The organism is Peribacillus sp. FW305-BF15, assembly GCF_058783805.1.
The window spans coordinates 306,685-324,478 of sequence record NZ_JBYSYV010000003.1 but is presented as its reverse complement, the minus strand read 5'-3'; the positions used below and the strand labels follow the sequence as shown (position 1 = coordinate 324,478).

The following is a 17,794-nucleotide window of genomic DNA, read 5'->3' as shown; positions in this document are numbered from 1 at the left end:
AAGTTATCCCAGTCTTATAGGCAGGTTGCCCACGTGTTACTCACCCGTCCGCCGCTAATCTCAGGGAGCAAGCTCCCATCGATTCGCTCGACTTGCATGTATTAGGCACGCCGCCAGCGTTCGTCCTGAGCCAGGATCAAACTCTCCGAAGAAATGTTTGACTTGCTCATTTGCTTTTTTGATAGTGTGTGCTCACTTAAAATTTAACGTTGGCGCTTTGTTTTGTTCAGTTTTCAAAGAGCGATTTATCGTCGTTACTTCGTAAGCGACTTTAATAATATATCATTTATATTATTCCTTGTCAACAACTTTATTCTTTCGCTGTCGACTTAGTTATTATATCTAGTATCAGGAATAAAAGCAATAGTTATTTTAAAATAAATAATATTCATCCATTCATAGATTTCAAATACAATGACTTTACCCCTGATCAAGAAGAAGAAGCTTAGATTTCAAGAGTGAATTTTTTCTTTAAACATTATAGTACTTCTTTTATATATAATTCACGATTAATCCCTAAATTGATAATTTGCCCACTATCCATCACCTTTATGACCGGTCATGTTTGCGAGCTGGCATCAATAAAAATGATTTCAGCGATGAATCCATTGTTCAGTTTGACCCGGCTTCCCATGGGAAAATTAGCGAAGCTTATTTGGGATGTAACTTGAAACCAACGAGTCTTTCCCCAAACCCGAACCCGAACACTCTGATATCATTTGATACCGTGCTAATGCAAAAAAGACCCAGCTTTATTGCTGGATCTACAATTTTTTAAGGTTTATACAATTTGAGCGTTGCTTACAGATACTCCCGCTTTCTCATTGTTTCAAAAAAATCAAAGGGAATTTCAAAAGGGGCTCGGAATTAAAATTCCGAACCCCTTTTTTAGTAAAAGATTATTCTTCCGTATCTTTTTCAGTTTCTTCATTTTCTTCATTTACCGTAGGTTCAGGATCAGAATCCGGATCTAGAGTTGTTACCGCCTCTATTTCCAGGTCTTTTTCTTCTTCTTCTTCCCTTCCTACGATGGCTACCGTAGAAACATATTCATTATCTGCAGATTCGAGTCGGATGAGCTTAACACCCTGTGTATTACGGCCCGTTTTAGAAATGCCTTCGACTTCCATTCGGATCAATACACCAGCTGCTGTAATCAGCATCAAATCTTCATCTTCACCCGTAACTGTTTTCACGGCTATAAGTTCACCATTTTTCTCAGTGACATTACATGTTTTTATTCCTTTGCCTCCACGGCTTTGAATACGGTATTCTTCCGCAGAGGTCCTTTTTCCATAACCGTTTTTCGTAACGATCAGGACTTCTTCATCATCTTCAAGAATTTCCATTCCGACAACTTCATCATTTGTCCCTAAGGAAATTCCTTTTACTCCTGCTGCAGTACGTCCCATTGTCCGTACATCCGTCTCTGGGAAACGAATCATCATACCGGACTTCGTTCCAATTATGATCTGTTTCTCTCCATTCGTAAGCCGGACAGAGATCAATTCATCGTCTTCACGTAAACCTAGGGCAATTAAACCGTTATTACGGATATTTGCAAAGGACGATAAAGGTGTACGCTTTGATATCCCATGTCTGGTCGTGAAGAATAAATACCAATCGTCCGCAAATTCCTTCACAGGTATGATTGCATTGACCCACTCGCCTTTATCGACTTCCAACAAGTTGATAAGCGGCAATCCTTTTGCCGTCCTGCCATATTCAGGTATTTCATATCCTTTTGAACGATAGACTTTACCTTTGTTGGTGAAGAATAATAGAGTGTCATGAGTCGAAGTGGTTAACAAGTGACCGACAAAGTCATCTGTATTCGTTCCCATACCCTGTATTCCGCGCCCCCCGCGTTTTTGACTGCGGTATGTGGTTGCAGGCAAGCGTTTAATATAACCGTTATGCGTAAGTGTCACGATTATATTTTCCTCTGGGATTAAATCTTCATCTTCCAGGCTTTCAAAGCCGGCTAATGTGATTTCAGTTCTCCGTTTATCATCAAAACGTTCTTTAATTTCAAGAAGCTCTTCACGGATAATTTCAAGAACCTTTTCTTCATCAGCAAGAATCGCTTTATATTCTGCAATTATAGCCATTAATGCCTGATATTCATCTTCAATTTTTTCACGTTCCAGACCTGTCAAGCGCTGTAAACGCATATCCAGGATAGCTTGCGCCTGTTTTTCGGAAAGTGAGAATTGTGTCATTAAGCCTTCACGGGCAATATCTGTCGTTTGGGAACTGCGGATCAACGAGATGACTGCATCCAAATTATCAAGTGCAATACGCAAACCTTCTAAAATATGGGCACGGGCCTCCGCTTTCCGCAGTTCAAATTCAGTCCTGCGACGTATGACTACCTGCTGATGCTCCAAGTAGTAGCGCAGGCATTGTTTTAAATTCAGCACCTTTGGCTGACCGTCCACCAAAGCAAGCAGATTGATTCCGAAGGTGGTCTGCATCGCGGTGTGCTTATACAGGTTGTTTAAAAGGACATTCGCATTAACATCCTTTCGAAGCTCCATGACAATACGCATACCATTGCGATCCGATTCATCCCGTAAGTCGGTGATGCCTTCGATTTTCTTATCTCGGGCAAGTTCTGCAATTTTTTCAATCAATCTTGCTTTATTCACTTGATAAGGGATTTCCTTAACAAGGATTACCTGTTTACCATTCGGTTTCTCTTCAATCTCGACTTTCGCCCGTTGAATGATTGACCCTTTACCGGTTTCATAGGCCTTTCTGATTCCGCTTCTCCCTAAAATCAAACCGGCTGTCGGAAAGTCCGGACCAGGAATATATTCCATCAACTCTGGAATTGTAATCTCAGGATTCTTGCTTAAAGCCAATACGCCGTCAATTACCTCACCTAATTGATGGGGCGGAATATTGGTTGCCATTCCTACCGCTATTCCTGATGAACCATTCACCAACAAGTTCGGGAAACGGGCAGGCATGACGGCTGGTTCTCTTTCTGAACCATCGTAGTTATCCTGGAAATTGACCGTATCTTTATTTAAGTCCCGGAGTAACTCCATCGAGATTTTCGACATTCTCGCTTCGGTGTACCTCATTGCGGCAGCTTGGTCACCATCGACCGAACCGAAATTCCCATGTCCATCTACAAGCATATAGCGATAGTTAAAAGGTTGCGCCATCCGTACCATCGTTTCATATACTGCCGAATCACCATGCGGGTGATATTTACCGATAACTTCCCCGACAATACGGGCTGATTTCTTAAATGGTTTATCCGAAGTCATTCCAAGATCGTTCATTGCATAAAGAATTCTTCGGTGTACCGGTTTCAAACCGTCCCTTACATCAGGCAAAGCCCGCGACACGATAACGCTCATCGCATAATCCAAAAACGATGTCCGCATCTCGGTACTTATATTTATTTCCTTAACACCTGATCTTTCATTTTCTGACATGGAGCCAACCTCCTATTAAAAGCTTATATCTCATTTAAGTTTAACTGTTCGTGCACTATGTAAAGAACAGGATGTAAAAAGCATCCTGTCAAAAAATCAGATATCAAGATTTTTTACATAAATTGCATTTTCTTCAATGAAGTTACGTCGCGGTTCGACCTTGTCGCCCATCAACATCTCGAAAGTTTCATCTGCCTCGGCAGCATCTTTCAAACTGACTTGAAGCAGCGTTCTCGTTTCAGGGTTCATGGTCGTTTCCCACAATTGCTCCGGATTCATTTCCCCCAGCCCTTTATAACGCTGCAGGTTAGGCTTGGGAGTACTTGGCAAACTGGCCATGATTTCTTCAAGCTGGCGGTCATTATAAGCATAATCCACTTTTTTCCCTTGCTGAATCTTGAAAAGTGGCGGCTGAGCAATATATATATATCCATACTCGATGATTTTTCGCATATACCGGTAGAAGAATGTCAACATCAGTGTTCTGATATGGGCACCATCCACATCCGCATCGGTCATGATAACAATTTTATGGTATCTGGCTTTTTCAGTATTGAATTCATCACCAATGCCCGTTCCAAGTGCTGTGATGATCGTACCTATTTCTTCATTGTGCAGGATTCTGTCCAATCTCGCTTTTTCAACATTCAGGATTTTACCCCTTAGCGGCAAGATAGCTTGGAAATGGCGGTCCCGCCCTTGTTTTGCCGATCCTCCCGCAGAGTTTCCTTCAACGATGTATAATTCGCTGATACTCGGGTCCTTAGAAGAACAATCTGCCAATTTACCTGGTAGATTGGATACTTCCAAAGCACTTTTCCTCCGGGTCAATTCACGTGCTTTCTTCGCTGCCAATCGGGCTCTCGCTGCCATTTGCCCTTTATCTACAATTTTTCGGGCCACGGCAGGATTTTCGTATAAGAAGGCATCAAGTCGTTCTGAAAGAATGGAATCAGTAACCGTTCTTACCTCAGAGTTTCCGAGCTTGGTTTTCGTCTGACCTTCAAATTGTGGATCAGGATGCTTAATCGAAATGATTGCCGTTAAACCTTCCCGGACATCTTCACCTGAGAAATTGGCATCAGCTTCTTTTAAAAGACCATTTTTCCGTGCATAATCATTGATGACGCGGGTCAAAGCAGTCTTGAATCCTGATTCATGTGTACCGCCTTCATAGGTATGAATATTATTGGCAAAAGAAAAGACATTGCTGATATAGCTGTCATTATATTGCAGAGCCAATTCAACGGAAATTCCATCTTTCTCGCCTTCCATGAAAATCGGTTCCTCATGCAATACCTCTTTAGAACGGTTCAAATGCTCAACATAAGATTTGATACCGCCCTCATAGTGGAAATCCCTAATTTTCTCTTCTTCTTCACGTTTATCTTCAATGATCAGCTTCAAGCCTTTATTCAGGAATGCAAGCTCACGGATTCGCGTGGCTAATGTATCAAAGTCATATTCCAGGGTATCCGTGAAGATTTCACCATCAGGAATGAAGTGTACAGTCGTTCCGGTATGATCAGTTTCCCCGATGATTTTCAAATCTTCTTTTGGGATACCGCGGTTAAATTGCTGATAATGGATTTTACCTTCGCGATGAACGTAAACTTCCAATACCGTGGATAAGGCATTAACTACCGATGCCCCCACACCATGCAGACCGCCGGAGACCTTATAACCTCCGCCGCCAAATTTACCGCCCGCATGAAGGACCGTCATGATTACTTCTACAGCCGGACGTCCCATTTTTTCATGGATCCCCACTGGAATACCCCGGCCATTATCGACTACGGTTATGCTATTGTCTTCTTCGATCGTCACTTTGATTTCCGTACAGAAACCAGCCAGTGCCTCATCAATACTATTATCGACAATTTCCCAAACAAGATGGTGAAGTCCTTTTGCAGAGGTAGTGCCGATATACATCCCCGGACGTTTACGAACTGCTTCTAAGCCTTCTAAAACCTGTATCTGATTCTCATCGTATGCCTGAGCTTGTACTTCTTTTTGTTCCATTGTCATACGTATCACCTACACTTTTCTTTTGGCATTTATCAATTTTCAGGAGTAATTATAACGTTTAGCTACAATTCAAAGAATATCTATATCATCGATTAAGAGCGATGGCTGCAGTGAACGCTTTTTCAAGGTGGACGACGCGAGCGGTGAATAATAAACCTGTTTATCCGTCACTACAATCGATTTAACCGAGTTTTTTGCTAAATGGGAAGTTACATCGGACTTTTTCTCCAAAAATTCACTCATGATTGGAGAGGCCTGAAGCAGCTTCTTATCTAAAATGGCTATGACATCGTCCGTTTTCACAAGAATGTCTTCACCAATGTGGAGATACATACATTCACCTCATCATTTAACCTTTTTTATACTTCCTTGACTAACATAAAAGGTGGACGCTTCTCGTAGGGTTTGATGATCGATTCCATCAACGGAGGGTGTCGTCACAAATGTTTGCACTTTCCCCTGTATCGTATTCAGTAAATGGGATTGGCGGAAATCGTCGAGTTCCGATAACACATCATCCAATAATAAAATGGGATACTCGCCGATTTCTTCATGGATCAGCTCAATTTCGGCAAGTTTCAAAGACAAGGCAGTCGTACGCTGTTGTCCTTGTGAACCATATGTCTGGACATCACGGTCATTCACAAAAAAAACCAGGTCGTCACGATGAGGACCTACCAGTGTAACACCCCGTTCAATTTCCCTTGTTTTTATTTTATCAAATTTTTCTGTGTATACTTCTATCATTTTCGTCAAATCCATAGATTCTGATACATCAAGCGACGGTTTATATTGGATTTTCAATACTTCTAGATTTCTGGAGATCCCCGAATGAATAGGTTCTGCCCATTGCTGGAGCTTTAAAAGAAACTCGTACCTTCTTTCGACAATTTTCGCTGCATACTGAATAAATTGATCGGTCAGCACGTCAAGCATCGTCGTATCCGTTTGTTTCCGGGTCTGCAGAAGCTTTAAGTAATGATTTCTTTGTTGAAGTATTTTATGATATTGGCTCATATCATGAAGGTATACGGGAGAAACCTGGCCAATTTCCATATCTATAAAACGGCGTCTGACTAGAGGACTTCCCTTTACAAGGTTAAGATCCTCAGGCGCAAACATGACCACATTCATATTTCCGACATATTGACTCAACTTTCTTTGTTCAATATGGTTGCACTTCGCCTTTTTCCCTTTTTTTGAAATGGTCAGCTCAAGTGGTATTGAGGTATTTCTCTTTCTAACTCTTCCTTCTATTTTAGCATACTCTTCATCCCAGCGAATAAGTTCTTTATCATTTGAGGTCCGATGGGATTTTGCCATTGCTAAAACGAAAATGGATTCCATGACATTTGTTTTTCCTTGAGCATTTTCGCCGAGGATTACATTGACTTTATTCTCAAAAGCCAGATTCAATTCGGTATAGTTGCGGTAATTTTTCAAACTTATATTTTCAATATACATATTCCGCTCTTCCCTTATGTTTTAGCTTGTAATTGTGTAGGCGCCAAATCCAGGAATCTCTATTTTATCACCTGATCTTAATTTTCTGCCTCTTCTCACGTCTAATTCACCATTAATGAAAACCTCGTATTCACTTAAGAACCATTTCGCCATTCCGCCGCTTTGGATCAAATCGGCCAATTTCAGGAATTGTCCAAGCGTAATATATTCAGTATTGATTTTTATGGAGTCCATTCATGCTTCACTCATTTCTAAGTAGTCTTTAATATTTCATTTTACTAAATTAATCCCATTAAGACAAAGTATAGCTTTTTCAGTTCTTGTTTTTAGCGATTGAGAGTCTCGTACAGCATTGAAAAAACGCCAAGGACCCTTTGGAAACCTATGTTTACATATAAAAAAATTAAAGACCTGCTATACAAGCCTTTAATTTTTTTGAAATATTATTTTAGCTTAATAAGTCCTTACCGGGAGAATTAATTGCAGCATGGAATCGTCATGTAGCGGACGAATGACAAACGGACGCATTGCACCTGTGAAATTAATTTTTATATCGGATCCTTCCAATGCCTTTAGAGCATCCATTACGAATTTGGCACTGAATGAGATCTTCAGGTCTTCACCTTCAATGGCTTCTGCCTGAACTTCCTCAATTACTTTACCAATTTCAGGAGTATTGGAAGAGACTTCGATTATACGGCCTTCCAGGGTTGTCAATTTGACGACATTATTTCTTCCTTCTCTCGCCAATAATGAAGCCCTGTCGATCGCTTGAAGGAAATCCTTGGTGTGAACAGTCACATCGGTTTTGCTATCTGATGGAATCAAGCGTGATGTATCGGGATAATTCCCTTCAAGAAGTCTTGAGAAGAATAATAAATTTTCAGCTTTGAAAAGGACTTGGTTTTCGGTAATGACGATTTCAATGAGTTCGTTTGTATCATCAAGGATTTTACTTAACTCATTCAGACTTTTACCTGGGATGACAACGCTATAGGTCCCGTTAATTTTATTTTCTATTTTGGCTGTTCTCATTGCAAGCCTATGGCTATCTGTTGCAATACAGGTCAATTCGTCATCTTGAACCTTCAAGTTTACACCTGTTAAGATGGGGCGTGTTTCTGACGTGGACACTGCAAAGCCAGTTTGGCGGATGAGGGTCTTTAAAAGGTCCGTGGGAAGTTTGAAAATATTTTCTTCTGCAATGATCGGAAGATGAGGATATTCCTCAGGATCCAGTCCATTTAGATTAAATTCAGCTTTTCCCGAGCGAATAATCGTTTGAAAGTTATTCTCCACTTCAATTTCTACAGTATCCATCGGCAGCTTTTTGACAATTTCACTGAAAAAACGGGCATTCAGGACTATACCGCCGCTGCTTTTAACTTCAACTATCTCATCACCGTCAACCTCAGCGGGAATGAATGATTGGATGGAAATATCTGAATCACTACCTGTTAGAGTGACCCCCTCACTAGTAACGCTTATCTTTATCCCTGTTAGGATCGGAATCGTCGTTCTTGATGTGACTGCTTTCATTACTTCTTGGACACTATGAACTAATCGATCTCTTTGGATTATAAATCTCATGTTTCATCCTCCAATTTTTTATTGCCGAATAGGCATATTTATTAATAATTTTTATTAAAAAAGATAGTAGTAATAGTAGTAGGCCCTGTTGATATGTGGATAAGTCCACTCAACCTAAGGAAAAACAGTCTATCCACATGTGGACAGACTGTGTGTAAGTAGTCGCCAGTTATTCACATTATCCAGAATCCATTATACCCTCAGCTGGTCCTGGATTTCTTTAACCTGACGTTGAAGCTGGGTGTCCGTTTGCATGAGTTTGGAGATTTTTTCATGCGCATGGATGACGGTCGTATGATCGCGGCCTCCAAATTCATCGCCTATCTTGGGCAGGGATGAGTCCGTCAATTCCCTGGAAAGATACATGGCAATCTGTCTTGGAAAGGCCACGGATTTAGTCCGTTTTTTCGCCTTGAAATCCTCAAGTTTGACACTATAATGTTCACCGACCGTCTTCTGGATTTCCAAGATGGTGATTATTTTAGGTTTTGAGCTAGGAATGATGTCTTTTAATGCTTCAGCTGCCAAATCGGCATTTATATCTTTATTGATCAATGAAGAATAAGCGACGACACGAATAAGTGCACCCTCAAGCTCACGAATATTGGAATCGATTTGGTTGGCTATATAGAGCATGACTTCGTTCGGGATATCAAGACCCTCAGCTTTTGCCTTTTTACGCAATATGGCAATCCGCGTTTCCAGATCAGGTGGCGTGATATCCGTGATCAAGCCCCACTCAAATCTTGAACGGAGGCGATCCTCTAGTGTAGGTATCTCTTTTGGCGGGCGGTCACTCGAGATGACGATCTGTTTGCTTTCTTCATGCAGCGCATTGAATGTATGGAAAAACTCTTCTTGAGTTTGTTCTTTTCCCGCAAGAAATTGAATATCATCAATTAATAAAACATCCACGCTTCGGTATCTATCACGGAATTCCCCAGCTTTATTGTCCCGGATCGAGTTGATGAATTCATTCGTGAACTTTTCAGACGATAAATAAACGACCTTCGCATTCGGATTATGCTCTAGAACATAATGCCCGATTGCATGCATTAAATGAGTTTTTCCAAGGCCGACGCCCCCGTATATGAATAAGGGATTATAGGCTTTGGCCGGAGCTTCTGCAACAGCGAGAGACGCGGCATGGGCAAAACGATTGCCGGAGCCGATGACAAATGTATCGAATGTATTTTTCGCATTAAGCATATGCTGTGGAAATGCAGCATGCTCTTTATCCTGTTTTTTTATCTTTTTAGGCTGAACAGGAACGGCAAAATCATCATCTTCTTGATTGGGGGGAATGATGAATTTTGCTTCCAATTCCTCACCGGTAAGTTCAAACAATACATCGGAAATAAGATGGGAATAGCGTTCTTCAAGCCAATCCCTGGCAAATTCATTGGGAGCGGTGACTGTTAATGTATCACCTTGCAGTAAATAAGCCTTGGTTGATTTAAGCCAAGTTTCAAAGCTTGGTTTACTGATTTTCTTTTCGATTTTTCCGAGCGCCTGGTTCCAGAGGCTATCGATGTTATCCAAACTTATCCCTCCTTTGCAAAAAAAATTTTAATCATTGTATCTAAAATGTATAGGCACAAATAAACTCATCGATTGCCGTCTTCATATTAATTTTGACAGCAAAGGTTCGGTGAGCTGTATTAAGGAATTTTTGTGTTGTGTAATGTGAAGTGCCCAAAACTATATCTTGCGCTGTACAACCTTTGTACAGACTACATCTGGTGAGCCAGTGCAGATTTGAATGTTTATTCATCAACAGGTATTTTAAGAAATATATAATAAAGAAGAAAAAAGGGTTTTCGACAATATCCACCATCTGTGGACAGATTAATATACACAGGTCGGATAAACTATCCACAAGTTATTCACAGTCTGTGGATAAATGTTACCTGTTGATAAAGTTATTCAGAGTGAAAACACAAATATAATATCAGAAATTCAGGCGTCTTGCAATGGGTTAGAAAACTTTATCCACAACTTACCGGGCTTGTGGGAAAAACTTTTCCACAGGCCATTGTTATGTGCAAAAGTCTCTAAAATGGGATGTGGATAGAAAAAAACATGTCGAATTTTATCCACAGACCATGATTATAGGCTCGAATTAAGTTGATATGAACCAGGTGTTCAAGCCGGAAGACCTGCATGGGGAAAGATCAAAAGGGATTCAGGTTCGTTCTTATAATTTGTCGAATGGTGTGTCGTAAGGGAGGATTACTTGCGAATCTCATATTCGTGCCCATGGATAAAATGATGGAAATTTCCCCTTCCCCAAAAATTTCTATATCAGTTCGGAGCAAAATCATTTACAATAGGCTAGGTAGTAAAAAAAGGCCTACTGGACATTGAGCATTAAAAAAAGAAATTTTTTATGGATGAGGTTGACAAGTAGAAACCTCCATCTATATAATTGTAAAGACTGTCTTTAACTGTTATTCCTCAGGGAGGTGTCATATAATGAAAAGAACTTATCAACCGAATAACCGCAAACATAGTAAAGTTCACGGTTTCCGTGCACGTATGAGCACGAAAAACGGACGTAGAGTAATCGCTGCACGTCGCCGTAAGGGCAGAAAAGTATTATCTGCATAGACCACTGAAAAGTCTCAGTGGTCTTTTTTCGCAAAATAAGGGATTTACTGAGACTCAATTCATGTAATGAAGGTGTAAAAATGAAAAAAAAGTTAAGGATTAAGAAAGAGGATGAATTTCAGCTTGTATTTAAAAAAGGTGAATCTTCTGCTAATCGGCAATTCGTTGTCTATGTCCTTGAAAAGCCGGGTCAGGATCATTTTAGGATCGGCCTTTCTGTCAGTAAAAAAATCGGGAACGCCGTTGTAAGGAACCAAATCAAAAGATACATACGGCAAGCGTTTTTGGAATTGAAAGAAGATATAGAAGAGGGTAAGGATTATATTGTGATTGCTCGAAAACCAGCGGCGGAGATGGACTTTTTCCAGGTGAAAAGCAGCTTGATACATGTCCTGAAACGTTCTAAATCACTAAACTTTAAAATGAAAAAACAATAAAGTCCCCTTAATATCGAATAAGCACTCCTCGTATCATATGGTTACTTGAGTAAGATGACATAGAAAATTCCGATTGTAACTGTGGAAAAAGTGGATTACTTTTCCTTGAAATCCTCTAATAAACAGTTCACAATTGTTTCAAAAAAGATTGATTGCAGTTAGGAGGAAATTACGGTTGAAAAAACGAATATTACTCATTATTGGACTAGCCTCGATAATGATGCTGTTGGCAGGGTGTACGGAAATTAAAGAACCTATTACTGCGGATAGTGAAGGTTTTTGGAATTCATACATTGTCTATCCATTATCAGCCCTGATCATTTGGCTTTCCGAAGCATTTGGCGAGAACTATGGTTTGGGACTCATCGGTGTTACATTAATCATTCGCTTAGCATTACTTCCACTAATGATCAAACAGGTGAAAAGCTCGAAAGCCATGCAGGCCATTCAGCCTGAGATGAAAGAACTTCAAGCAAAATACAGCTCAAAAGATGCTGCCACACAACAAAAACTACAGCAAGAAACAATGGCTTTATTTTCAAAATATAATGTGAATCCATTGGCGGGATGTTTGCCTATAGTGGTCCAAATGCCGATTTTGATCGGATTTTACCATGCCATCAGCCGTACGAAAGAAATTTCTTTACATAGCTTTCTTTGGTTTGATTTAGGTTCCCCGGATCCTTATTATATTTTACCGGTTGTTGCAGGTATTACGACTTTTATCCAGCAAAAGATGTCCATGGCTGGAATGAACTCGAATCCACAAATGGCGGCACAAATGACGATGATGCTTTACATCATGCCAATCATGATTGTTGTATTTGCTATTAATTTCCCCGCTGCTCTTTCTCTTTACTGGGTAGTTGGTAACATTTTTGGTATCGTTCAAACATATTTCATTAAAGGTCCGGATCTTAGAAAAGCAGCTGCGGAAAACGCGGGAGGGGCAAAGAAAAAGTGAAAAAAGTGACTGCTACAGGACAATCTGTCGAAGAAGCAGTAAATTTAGCTTTAGCTCAACTGAACAGCACTAAGGATCGCGTGGAGATTGAAATAGAAGATGAAGGCAAAAAAGGATTTTTTGGTTTATTTGGTGCAAGGAAGGCAATCGTCCATGTGACATTGCCTCCCGATCCCATTGAAGAGACACTTAAATTTTTGAAGAATGTCAGCGTGGAAATGGGAGTCAATGCAGAAATTGATGTCCATCGTAAAGGTAAGAACGTAACATTTCATTTATCAGGTGATAAAATTGCATTATTGATTGGAAAAAGGGGTCAAACACTAAATTCCCTTCAGTATTTAGCGCAGCTGGTAGCAAATCGATATTCGAAGCAGTTTTTGAATATTACCGTAGATGCAGAAGATTATCGAAGCCGCCGCAATGACACCTTAATCCAATTGGCTGAAAGAATGGCAAATAAAGCCACGAAAACAGGTAAAGCTGTTTCACTGGAGCCGATGCCATCCTATGAACGTAAGGTCATCCATAATGCTCTCCTGGATTATCCAAAAATAAAAACAACCTCAAGTGGGACGGAGCCATATCGTCACTTGGTCATCACTCCACTTAAATGAACCTTCTGCTTTTAAGCAGGGGTTCTTTTTTTTAGGGATGAATGTCGAATATTTTTTTTGCGAATTTTCCATTCAACAATAAGTGACAAATTTTTTATATTTTCTTGATCCTTAAAGGGAAGGAAGAAAATGAAGCGGGTGATATTTGTTATTCACATGTGGATAAGTTAAAATGGTTGTTACAGAATATGGATTAACGGCGTGTGGATAACTCTTGGAAGGAAGGAGTATCTACTTTTTTTCATGAATATACTGTGGTATTGTAGTAATTTAGGGATTCGACGATTTTATTATCAGAAAAAAATAGAACCATCAATATATAAGAGGTGAAAGCATGGAATTCGATACAATCACCGCTATCTCTACTCCCTTAGGGGAAGGGGCGATCGCCATCGTTAGAATCAGCGGTGATGAGGCCATAGAAATAGCCGATAGGATCTTTAAAGGACCAGGTGGAAAAGGATTGCTTGAAGTGAAATCACATACGATTCATTATGGCCACCTTATCCAGCCTAAAACAGGTGAAATCATAGAGGAAGTCATGGTTTCGGTCATGATGGGTCCAAAGACATTTACAAGGGAAGATGTAGTTGAAATAAATTGTCACGGTGGAATCGTTTCGGTCAATAGGGTACTGCAGCTTATTCTCTCACAAGGTGCTCGTTTAGCGGAACCTGGTGAATTTACGAAACGGGCTTTTTTGAATGGCAGGATCGATCTTTCCCAAGCTGAGGCCGTTATGGATTTAATCCGTGCTAAAACGGATAAAGCCATGAATGTTGCATTAGGTCAAATGGAAGGCCGGCTTTCGAAATTAATCCAAAATCTGCGTCAGGAAATTTTACAAACCCTCGCTCAAGTCGAGGTAAATATAGATTATCCGGAATATGATGATGTCGAAGAAATGACGCATCGTTTATTTTTGGAAAAAGGCAGTTATGTGAAGAATGAAATAGAGAAGCTGCTTCACACGGCCCAACAGGGGAAAATACTTCGGGATGGACTTGCGACCGTTATCATAGGTCGTCCTAATGTCGGAAAATCTTCATTGCTTAACAGCTTAGTTCATGAAAACAAAGCGATCGTCACTGATATTCCAGGTACAACACGTGATGTTATTGAAGAGTATGTCAATGTTCGCGGTGTACCGCTTAAACTTGTCGATACAGCAGGAATTCGCGAAACGGAAGATATCGTTGAACGAATTGGAGTTGAACGGTCTCGTGCAGTATTAAAAGAAGCGGATTTAATATTGCTTGTATTGAACTATTCCGATGATTTCACTACTGAAGATGAGAAACTATTCCAAGCGGTTGAGGGAATGGATGTTATCGTTATCATCAATAAAACAGACCTTCCACAAAAAATCGATATGGCAAAAGTTAAGGAAATGGCTGCATCCCATAAAGTCGTTACGACTTCATTACTGGAAGATCGAGGGGTCGATGAATTGGAAGAAGCGATCGCTTCTTTATTTTTCGAAGGTTCTTTAGAAACGGGAGACCTGACCTATGTGTCCAATGCAAGGCATATAGCTTTGCTGGGACAGGCATTACAGGCTATCGAAGATGCAATTGATGCTATTGAAATGGGTACGCCGGTTGATTTGGTTCAAATCGACTTCACGAAAGCATGGGAGTTACTTGGAGAAATCATTGGCGAAAGCGTTCAGGATAATTTGATCAACCAATTGTTCTCTCAATTTTGTTTAGGAAAATAAGCGTAAAAGGAGGAAAAGGATATGCAATACGAAGCAGGTAGCTATGATGTCATTGTTATTGGTGCCGGTCATGCTGGCAGTGAGGCAGGCCTTGCAGCAGCAAGAGTAGGAGCTAAAACGTTGATGATCACCATTAACTTGGATATGGTCGCCTTTATGCCATGCAATCCCTCCGTCGGCGGACCGGCAAAAGGGATAGTCGTTAGGGAAATTGACGCTTTAGGCGGTGAAATGGGAAGAAATATCGACAAGACCCATATTCAAATGAGGATGCTCAATACGGCAAAAGGTCCGGCCGTTCGTGCGCTGCGGGCGCAGGCAGATAAATTTCTCTATCAGCAAGAAATGAAAAAGACGATAGAAGACCAAGAAAATTTGACATTGATTCAAGGAATGGTAGAGGAATTAATTGTTGAAAACGACGTATGTACGGGTGTCATCACTAAAACAGGCGCGGTGTACCGTGCGAAAACTGTCGTAATCACGACGGGAACATATTTACGCGGTGAAATCATTTTAGGGGAACTGAAATATTCAAGCGGCCCTAATAATCAGCAGCCTTCCATCAGGCTTTCTGAACACTTGGAGCAGTTAGGATTTGATTTGGTCCGTTTTAAAACAGGAACGCCTCCACGTGTGAATAGTTCTTCCATAGACTACAGCAAAACGGAAATTCAGCCTGGCGATGAAGTGCCTCGTGCCTTTTCTTATGAAACGACAAAGTTCATAACGGATCAATTGCCATGCTGGTTAACGTATACGAATGAGGGTACACATCAGCTCATTGATGAGAATCTACACCGTTCACCAATGTATTCCGGAATGATTAAAGGAACCGGACCGCGTTATTGTCCATCGATAGAAGATAAAGTCGTTCGTTTTAATGATAAGCCACGGCATCAAATCTTCTTGGAACCTGAAGGTCGCAATACAAAGGAAGTTTATGTGCAAGGTTTATCCACCAGTCTGCCTGAAGATGTGCAAGTGAAAATCCTGCAAACAATTCCGGGACTTGAAAAAGCGGAAATGATGCGTGCTGGATATGCAATTGAATATGATGCCATCGTTCCTACGCAGCTATGGCCTACACTTGAAACGAAGAAAATCAAAAATCTATATACTGCAGGTCAAATTAACGGGACATCCGGCTATGAAGAAGCAGCAGGACAAGGATTGATGGCCGGTATTAATGCAGGGTTGAATGCAATGGGTAAGGAAGAACTGATTTTAAGCCGTTCGGATGCCTATATTGGTGTTCTCATTGATGACCTTGTAACGAAAGGCACGAATGAACCATACCGATTGCTGACTTCACGTGCAGAATATCGTTTATTATTGCGTCATGATAATGCCGATCTACGCTTAACGGAAATTGGATTCAATATCGGAATGATCAAAGAAGAACGCTACAAACGTTTCCTTATGAAAAAAGAAGCGGTTGAACTGGAAAAGGAACGATTGAAATCAAACTTCATCAAACCGACCAAAGAGGTGCAAGAAGTCATTACTGCAAGTGGCGGCAGTGAATTAAAGGATGGAATCCGTGCCTCCGATTTATTGAAAAGGCCTGAAATGGATTATTCCCATATTCAGAAGTTGGCGCCAAGTGATGTCGAACTGAGTGAAGAAGTGACGGAACAGGTCGAAATCCAGATCAAGTATGAAGGATATATCGAAAAATCCTTGCAGCAAGTCGATCGCCTGAAAAAAATGGAGAACAAAAAGATTCCAGAGAATATCGATTATGATGCAATTTCTGGTCTTGCAACGGAAGCACGTCAAAAACTAAAGCAGGTCCACCCGCTATCAGTAGCTCAGGCTTCAAGAATTTCCGGTGTGAATCCTGCTGATGTTTCCATTCTGCTTGTTTATTTGGAACAAGGTAAGATTGCCAGAGTATCTCAGTAACGGAAATACCCGAAAAGGATTGAAAAAACATGAATATTGAACAGTTCCAACAAGCACTGCTGGAGAAAGGGATTGAGCTTTCTCCTCAACAGCTTGATCAGTTTGACACGTATTATCGATTATTGGTGGAATGGAACGAAAAGATGAACTTAACGGCCATCACAGATAAAGAAGAAGTTTATCTAAAGCATTTTTATGATTCAATCAGTGCAGCCTTCTATTTCGACTTTAACGAATCCTATCGAATTTGCGATGTTGGGGCTGGAGCTGGATTTCCGAGTATTCCATTGAAGATTTGTTTCCCTGATATCCACGTCTCGATTGTGGATTCCTTGAATAAGCGAATTTCTTTTTTGAATCACCTTGCGGATTCATTGCAATTAAAGGGAGTTTCCTTTTATCATGACCGGGCGGAAACCTTCGCCCAAAAACCGGAGCATCGCGAATCCTATGATATTGTCATGGCGAGGGCGGTAGCCAGGATGTCGGTTTTAAGTGAACTATGTTTGCCGCTTGTTAAACTGGATGGGACGTTCATTGCCATGAAAGCGGCTAGTGCACAAGATGAAATGGACACAGGGAAGAAGGCCATTTTTACATTAGGCGGAGAAATCGAAGAAATTCATCCTTTCACATTGCCAGAGGAAAATAGTGAAAGAAACATCATTACTGTAAAAAAAGTGAAGAAGACTCCTAAAAAATACCCAAGAAAACCAGGGACACCGAATAAGCAGCCTATTGAATAACCTCTGTACGATAAAGTATGTTTTCATAGTAAGAGCAGAGGATTCAGATATATATGGCTGGTACTTGCCCTTATTTTCTTTTACTATAAGTGTATGACCTTATTATTTTCACTTAATACTGCATTTGCCAACAAGAAGGCATTTTCGGTACAGGTTATGACGTGTGCCCTTAGCTTGCTGATTCAGGGAAATAATTTTGGGAAAGCCGGCTGATATTTTTAAAAACTGGCCGTCGACCCTCATTATTGCCTTGATGGC

At 40.6% G+C, this 17,794-nt stretch carries 14 protein-coding genes and 1 rRNA gene; 7 read left to right on the top strand and 8 right to left on the bottom strand.

The window, feature by feature from the left end; translation table 11 throughout:
• From AC3WLU_RS04880 to dnaA, 8 genes are all read right to left on the bottom strand, one after another.
• A 16S ribosomal RNA gene (locus AC3WLU_RS04880) occupies positions 1 to 152 on the bottom strand; the annotation flags it as partial.
• Positions 153 to 899: 747 nt separating this feature from the next.
• Complete coding sequence (gene gyrA, locus AC3WLU_RS04875) at positions 900 to 3,452, bottom strand: DNA gyrase subunit A (RefSeq protein WP_057278287.1); 2,553 nt, start codon at positions 3,450 to 3,452, stop codon at positions 900 to 902.
• A gap of 96 nt (positions 3,453 to 3,548) precedes the next feature.
• Entirely contained in the window at positions 3,549 to 5,474 is a 1,926-nt protein-coding gene (gene gyrB, locus AC3WLU_RS04870) for a DNA topoisomerase (ATP-hydrolyzing) subunit B (protein ID WP_214807315.1), read from the bottom strand.
• Positions 5,475 to 5,549: 75 nt separating this feature from the next.
• The gene (remB, locus tag AC3WLU_RS04865) at positions 5,550 to 5,813 is read right to left on the bottom strand and encodes an extracellular matrix regulator RemB (RefSeq protein WP_034316197.1); all 264 of its coding nucleotides are present in this window, start codon (positions 5,811 to 5,813) and stop codon (positions 5,550 to 5,552) included.
• Positions 5,814 to 5,825: 12 nt separating this feature from the next.
• Positions 5,826 to 6,944 carry a DNA replication/repair protein RecF gene (gene recF / locus AC3WLU_RS04860; protein WP_034316194.1) on the bottom strand — a complete coding sequence of 373 codons (1,119 nt, stop codon included), beginning with the start codon at positions 6,942 to 6,944 and terminating at the stop codon, positions 5,826 to 5,828.
• A gap of 21 nt (positions 6,945 to 6,965) precedes the next feature.
• Positions 6,966 to 7,178: a S4 domain-containing protein YaaA gene (yaaA, locus tag AC3WLU_RS04855; RefSeq protein WP_487373719.1), complete on the bottom strand. Its 213-nt coding sequence runs from the start codon at positions 7,176 to 7,178 to the stop codon at positions 6,966 to 6,968.
• Between the two features lie 219 nt (positions 7,179 to 7,397).
• Entirely contained in the window at positions 7,398 to 8,534 is a 1,137-nt protein-coding gene (dnaN, locus tag AC3WLU_RS04850) for a DNA polymerase III subunit beta (RefSeq protein WP_054398443.1), read from the bottom strand.
• Positions 8,535 to 8,726: 192 nt separating this feature from the next.
• Positions 8,727 to 10,076, bottom strand: a complete 1,350-nt coding sequence (gene dnaA, locus AC3WLU_RS04845; RefSeq protein WP_034316187.1) for a chromosomal replication initiator protein DnaA — start codon at positions 10,074 to 10,076, stop codon at positions 8,727 to 8,729.
• 933 nt (positions 10,077 to 11,009) lie between these two features.
• On the opposite strand from dnaA, the gene rpmH reads away from it, so the two are divergent.
• The 7 genes from rpmH to rsmG all read left to right on the top strand — a co-directional run bounded on the left by rpmH (position 11,010) and on the right by rsmG (position 17,536).
• Complete coding sequence (gene rpmH / locus AC3WLU_RS04840; RefSeq protein WP_034316183.1) at positions 11,010 to 11,144, top strand: 50S ribosomal protein L34; 135 nt, start codon at positions 11,010 to 11,012, stop codon at positions 11,142 to 11,144.
• An 80-nt stretch (positions 11,145 to 11,224) separates the two neighbouring features.
• On the top strand, positions 11,225 to 11,581 hold the full coding sequence (rnpA, locus tag AC3WLU_RS04835) for a ribonuclease P protein component (protein WP_048687950.1): 357 nt from the start codon (positions 11,225 to 11,227) through the stop codon (positions 11,579 to 11,581).
• A 175-nt stretch (positions 11,582 to 11,756) separates the two neighbouring features.
• Entirely contained in the window at positions 11,757 to 12,545 is a 789-nt protein-coding gene (gene spoIIIJ / locus AC3WLU_RS04830; protein ID WP_057278284.1) for a YidC family membrane integrase SpoIIIJ, read from the top strand.
• Positions 12,542 to 13,162, top strand: coding sequence for an RNA-binding cell elongation regulator Jag/EloR (gene jag / locus AC3WLU_RS04825; RefSeq protein WP_487373718.1), 621 nt, complete (start codon positions 12,542 to 12,544; stop codon positions 13,160 to 13,162). The genes spoIIIJ and jag overlap by 4 nt, the downstream gene beginning before the upstream one ends.
• A 334-nt stretch (positions 13,163 to 13,496) precedes the next feature.
• Positions 13,497 to 14,882, top strand: coding sequence for a tRNA uridine-5-carboxymethylaminomethyl(34) synthesis GTPase MnmE (mnmE, locus tag AC3WLU_RS04820; protein WP_054398445.1), 1,386 nt, complete (start codon positions 13,497 to 13,499; stop codon positions 14,880 to 14,882).
• Positions 14,883 to 14,903: 21 nt separating this feature from the next.
• A complete protein-coding gene (gene mnmG, locus AC3WLU_RS04815; protein ID WP_063574569.1) occupies positions 14,904 to 16,790 on the top strand; it encodes a tRNA uridine-5-carboxymethylaminomethyl(34) synthesis enzyme MnmG in 1,887 nt (628 codons plus the stop codon).
• Between the two features lie 29 nt (positions 16,791 to 16,819).
• The gene (rsmG, locus tag AC3WLU_RS04810) at positions 16,820 to 17,536 is read left to right on the top strand and encodes a 16S rRNA (guanine(527)-N(7))-methyltransferase RsmG (protein ID WP_034316171.1); all 717 of its coding nucleotides are present in this window, start codon (positions 16,820 to 16,822) and stop codon (positions 17,534 to 17,536) included.
• Positions 17,537 to 17,794 lie beyond the last annotated feature (258 nt).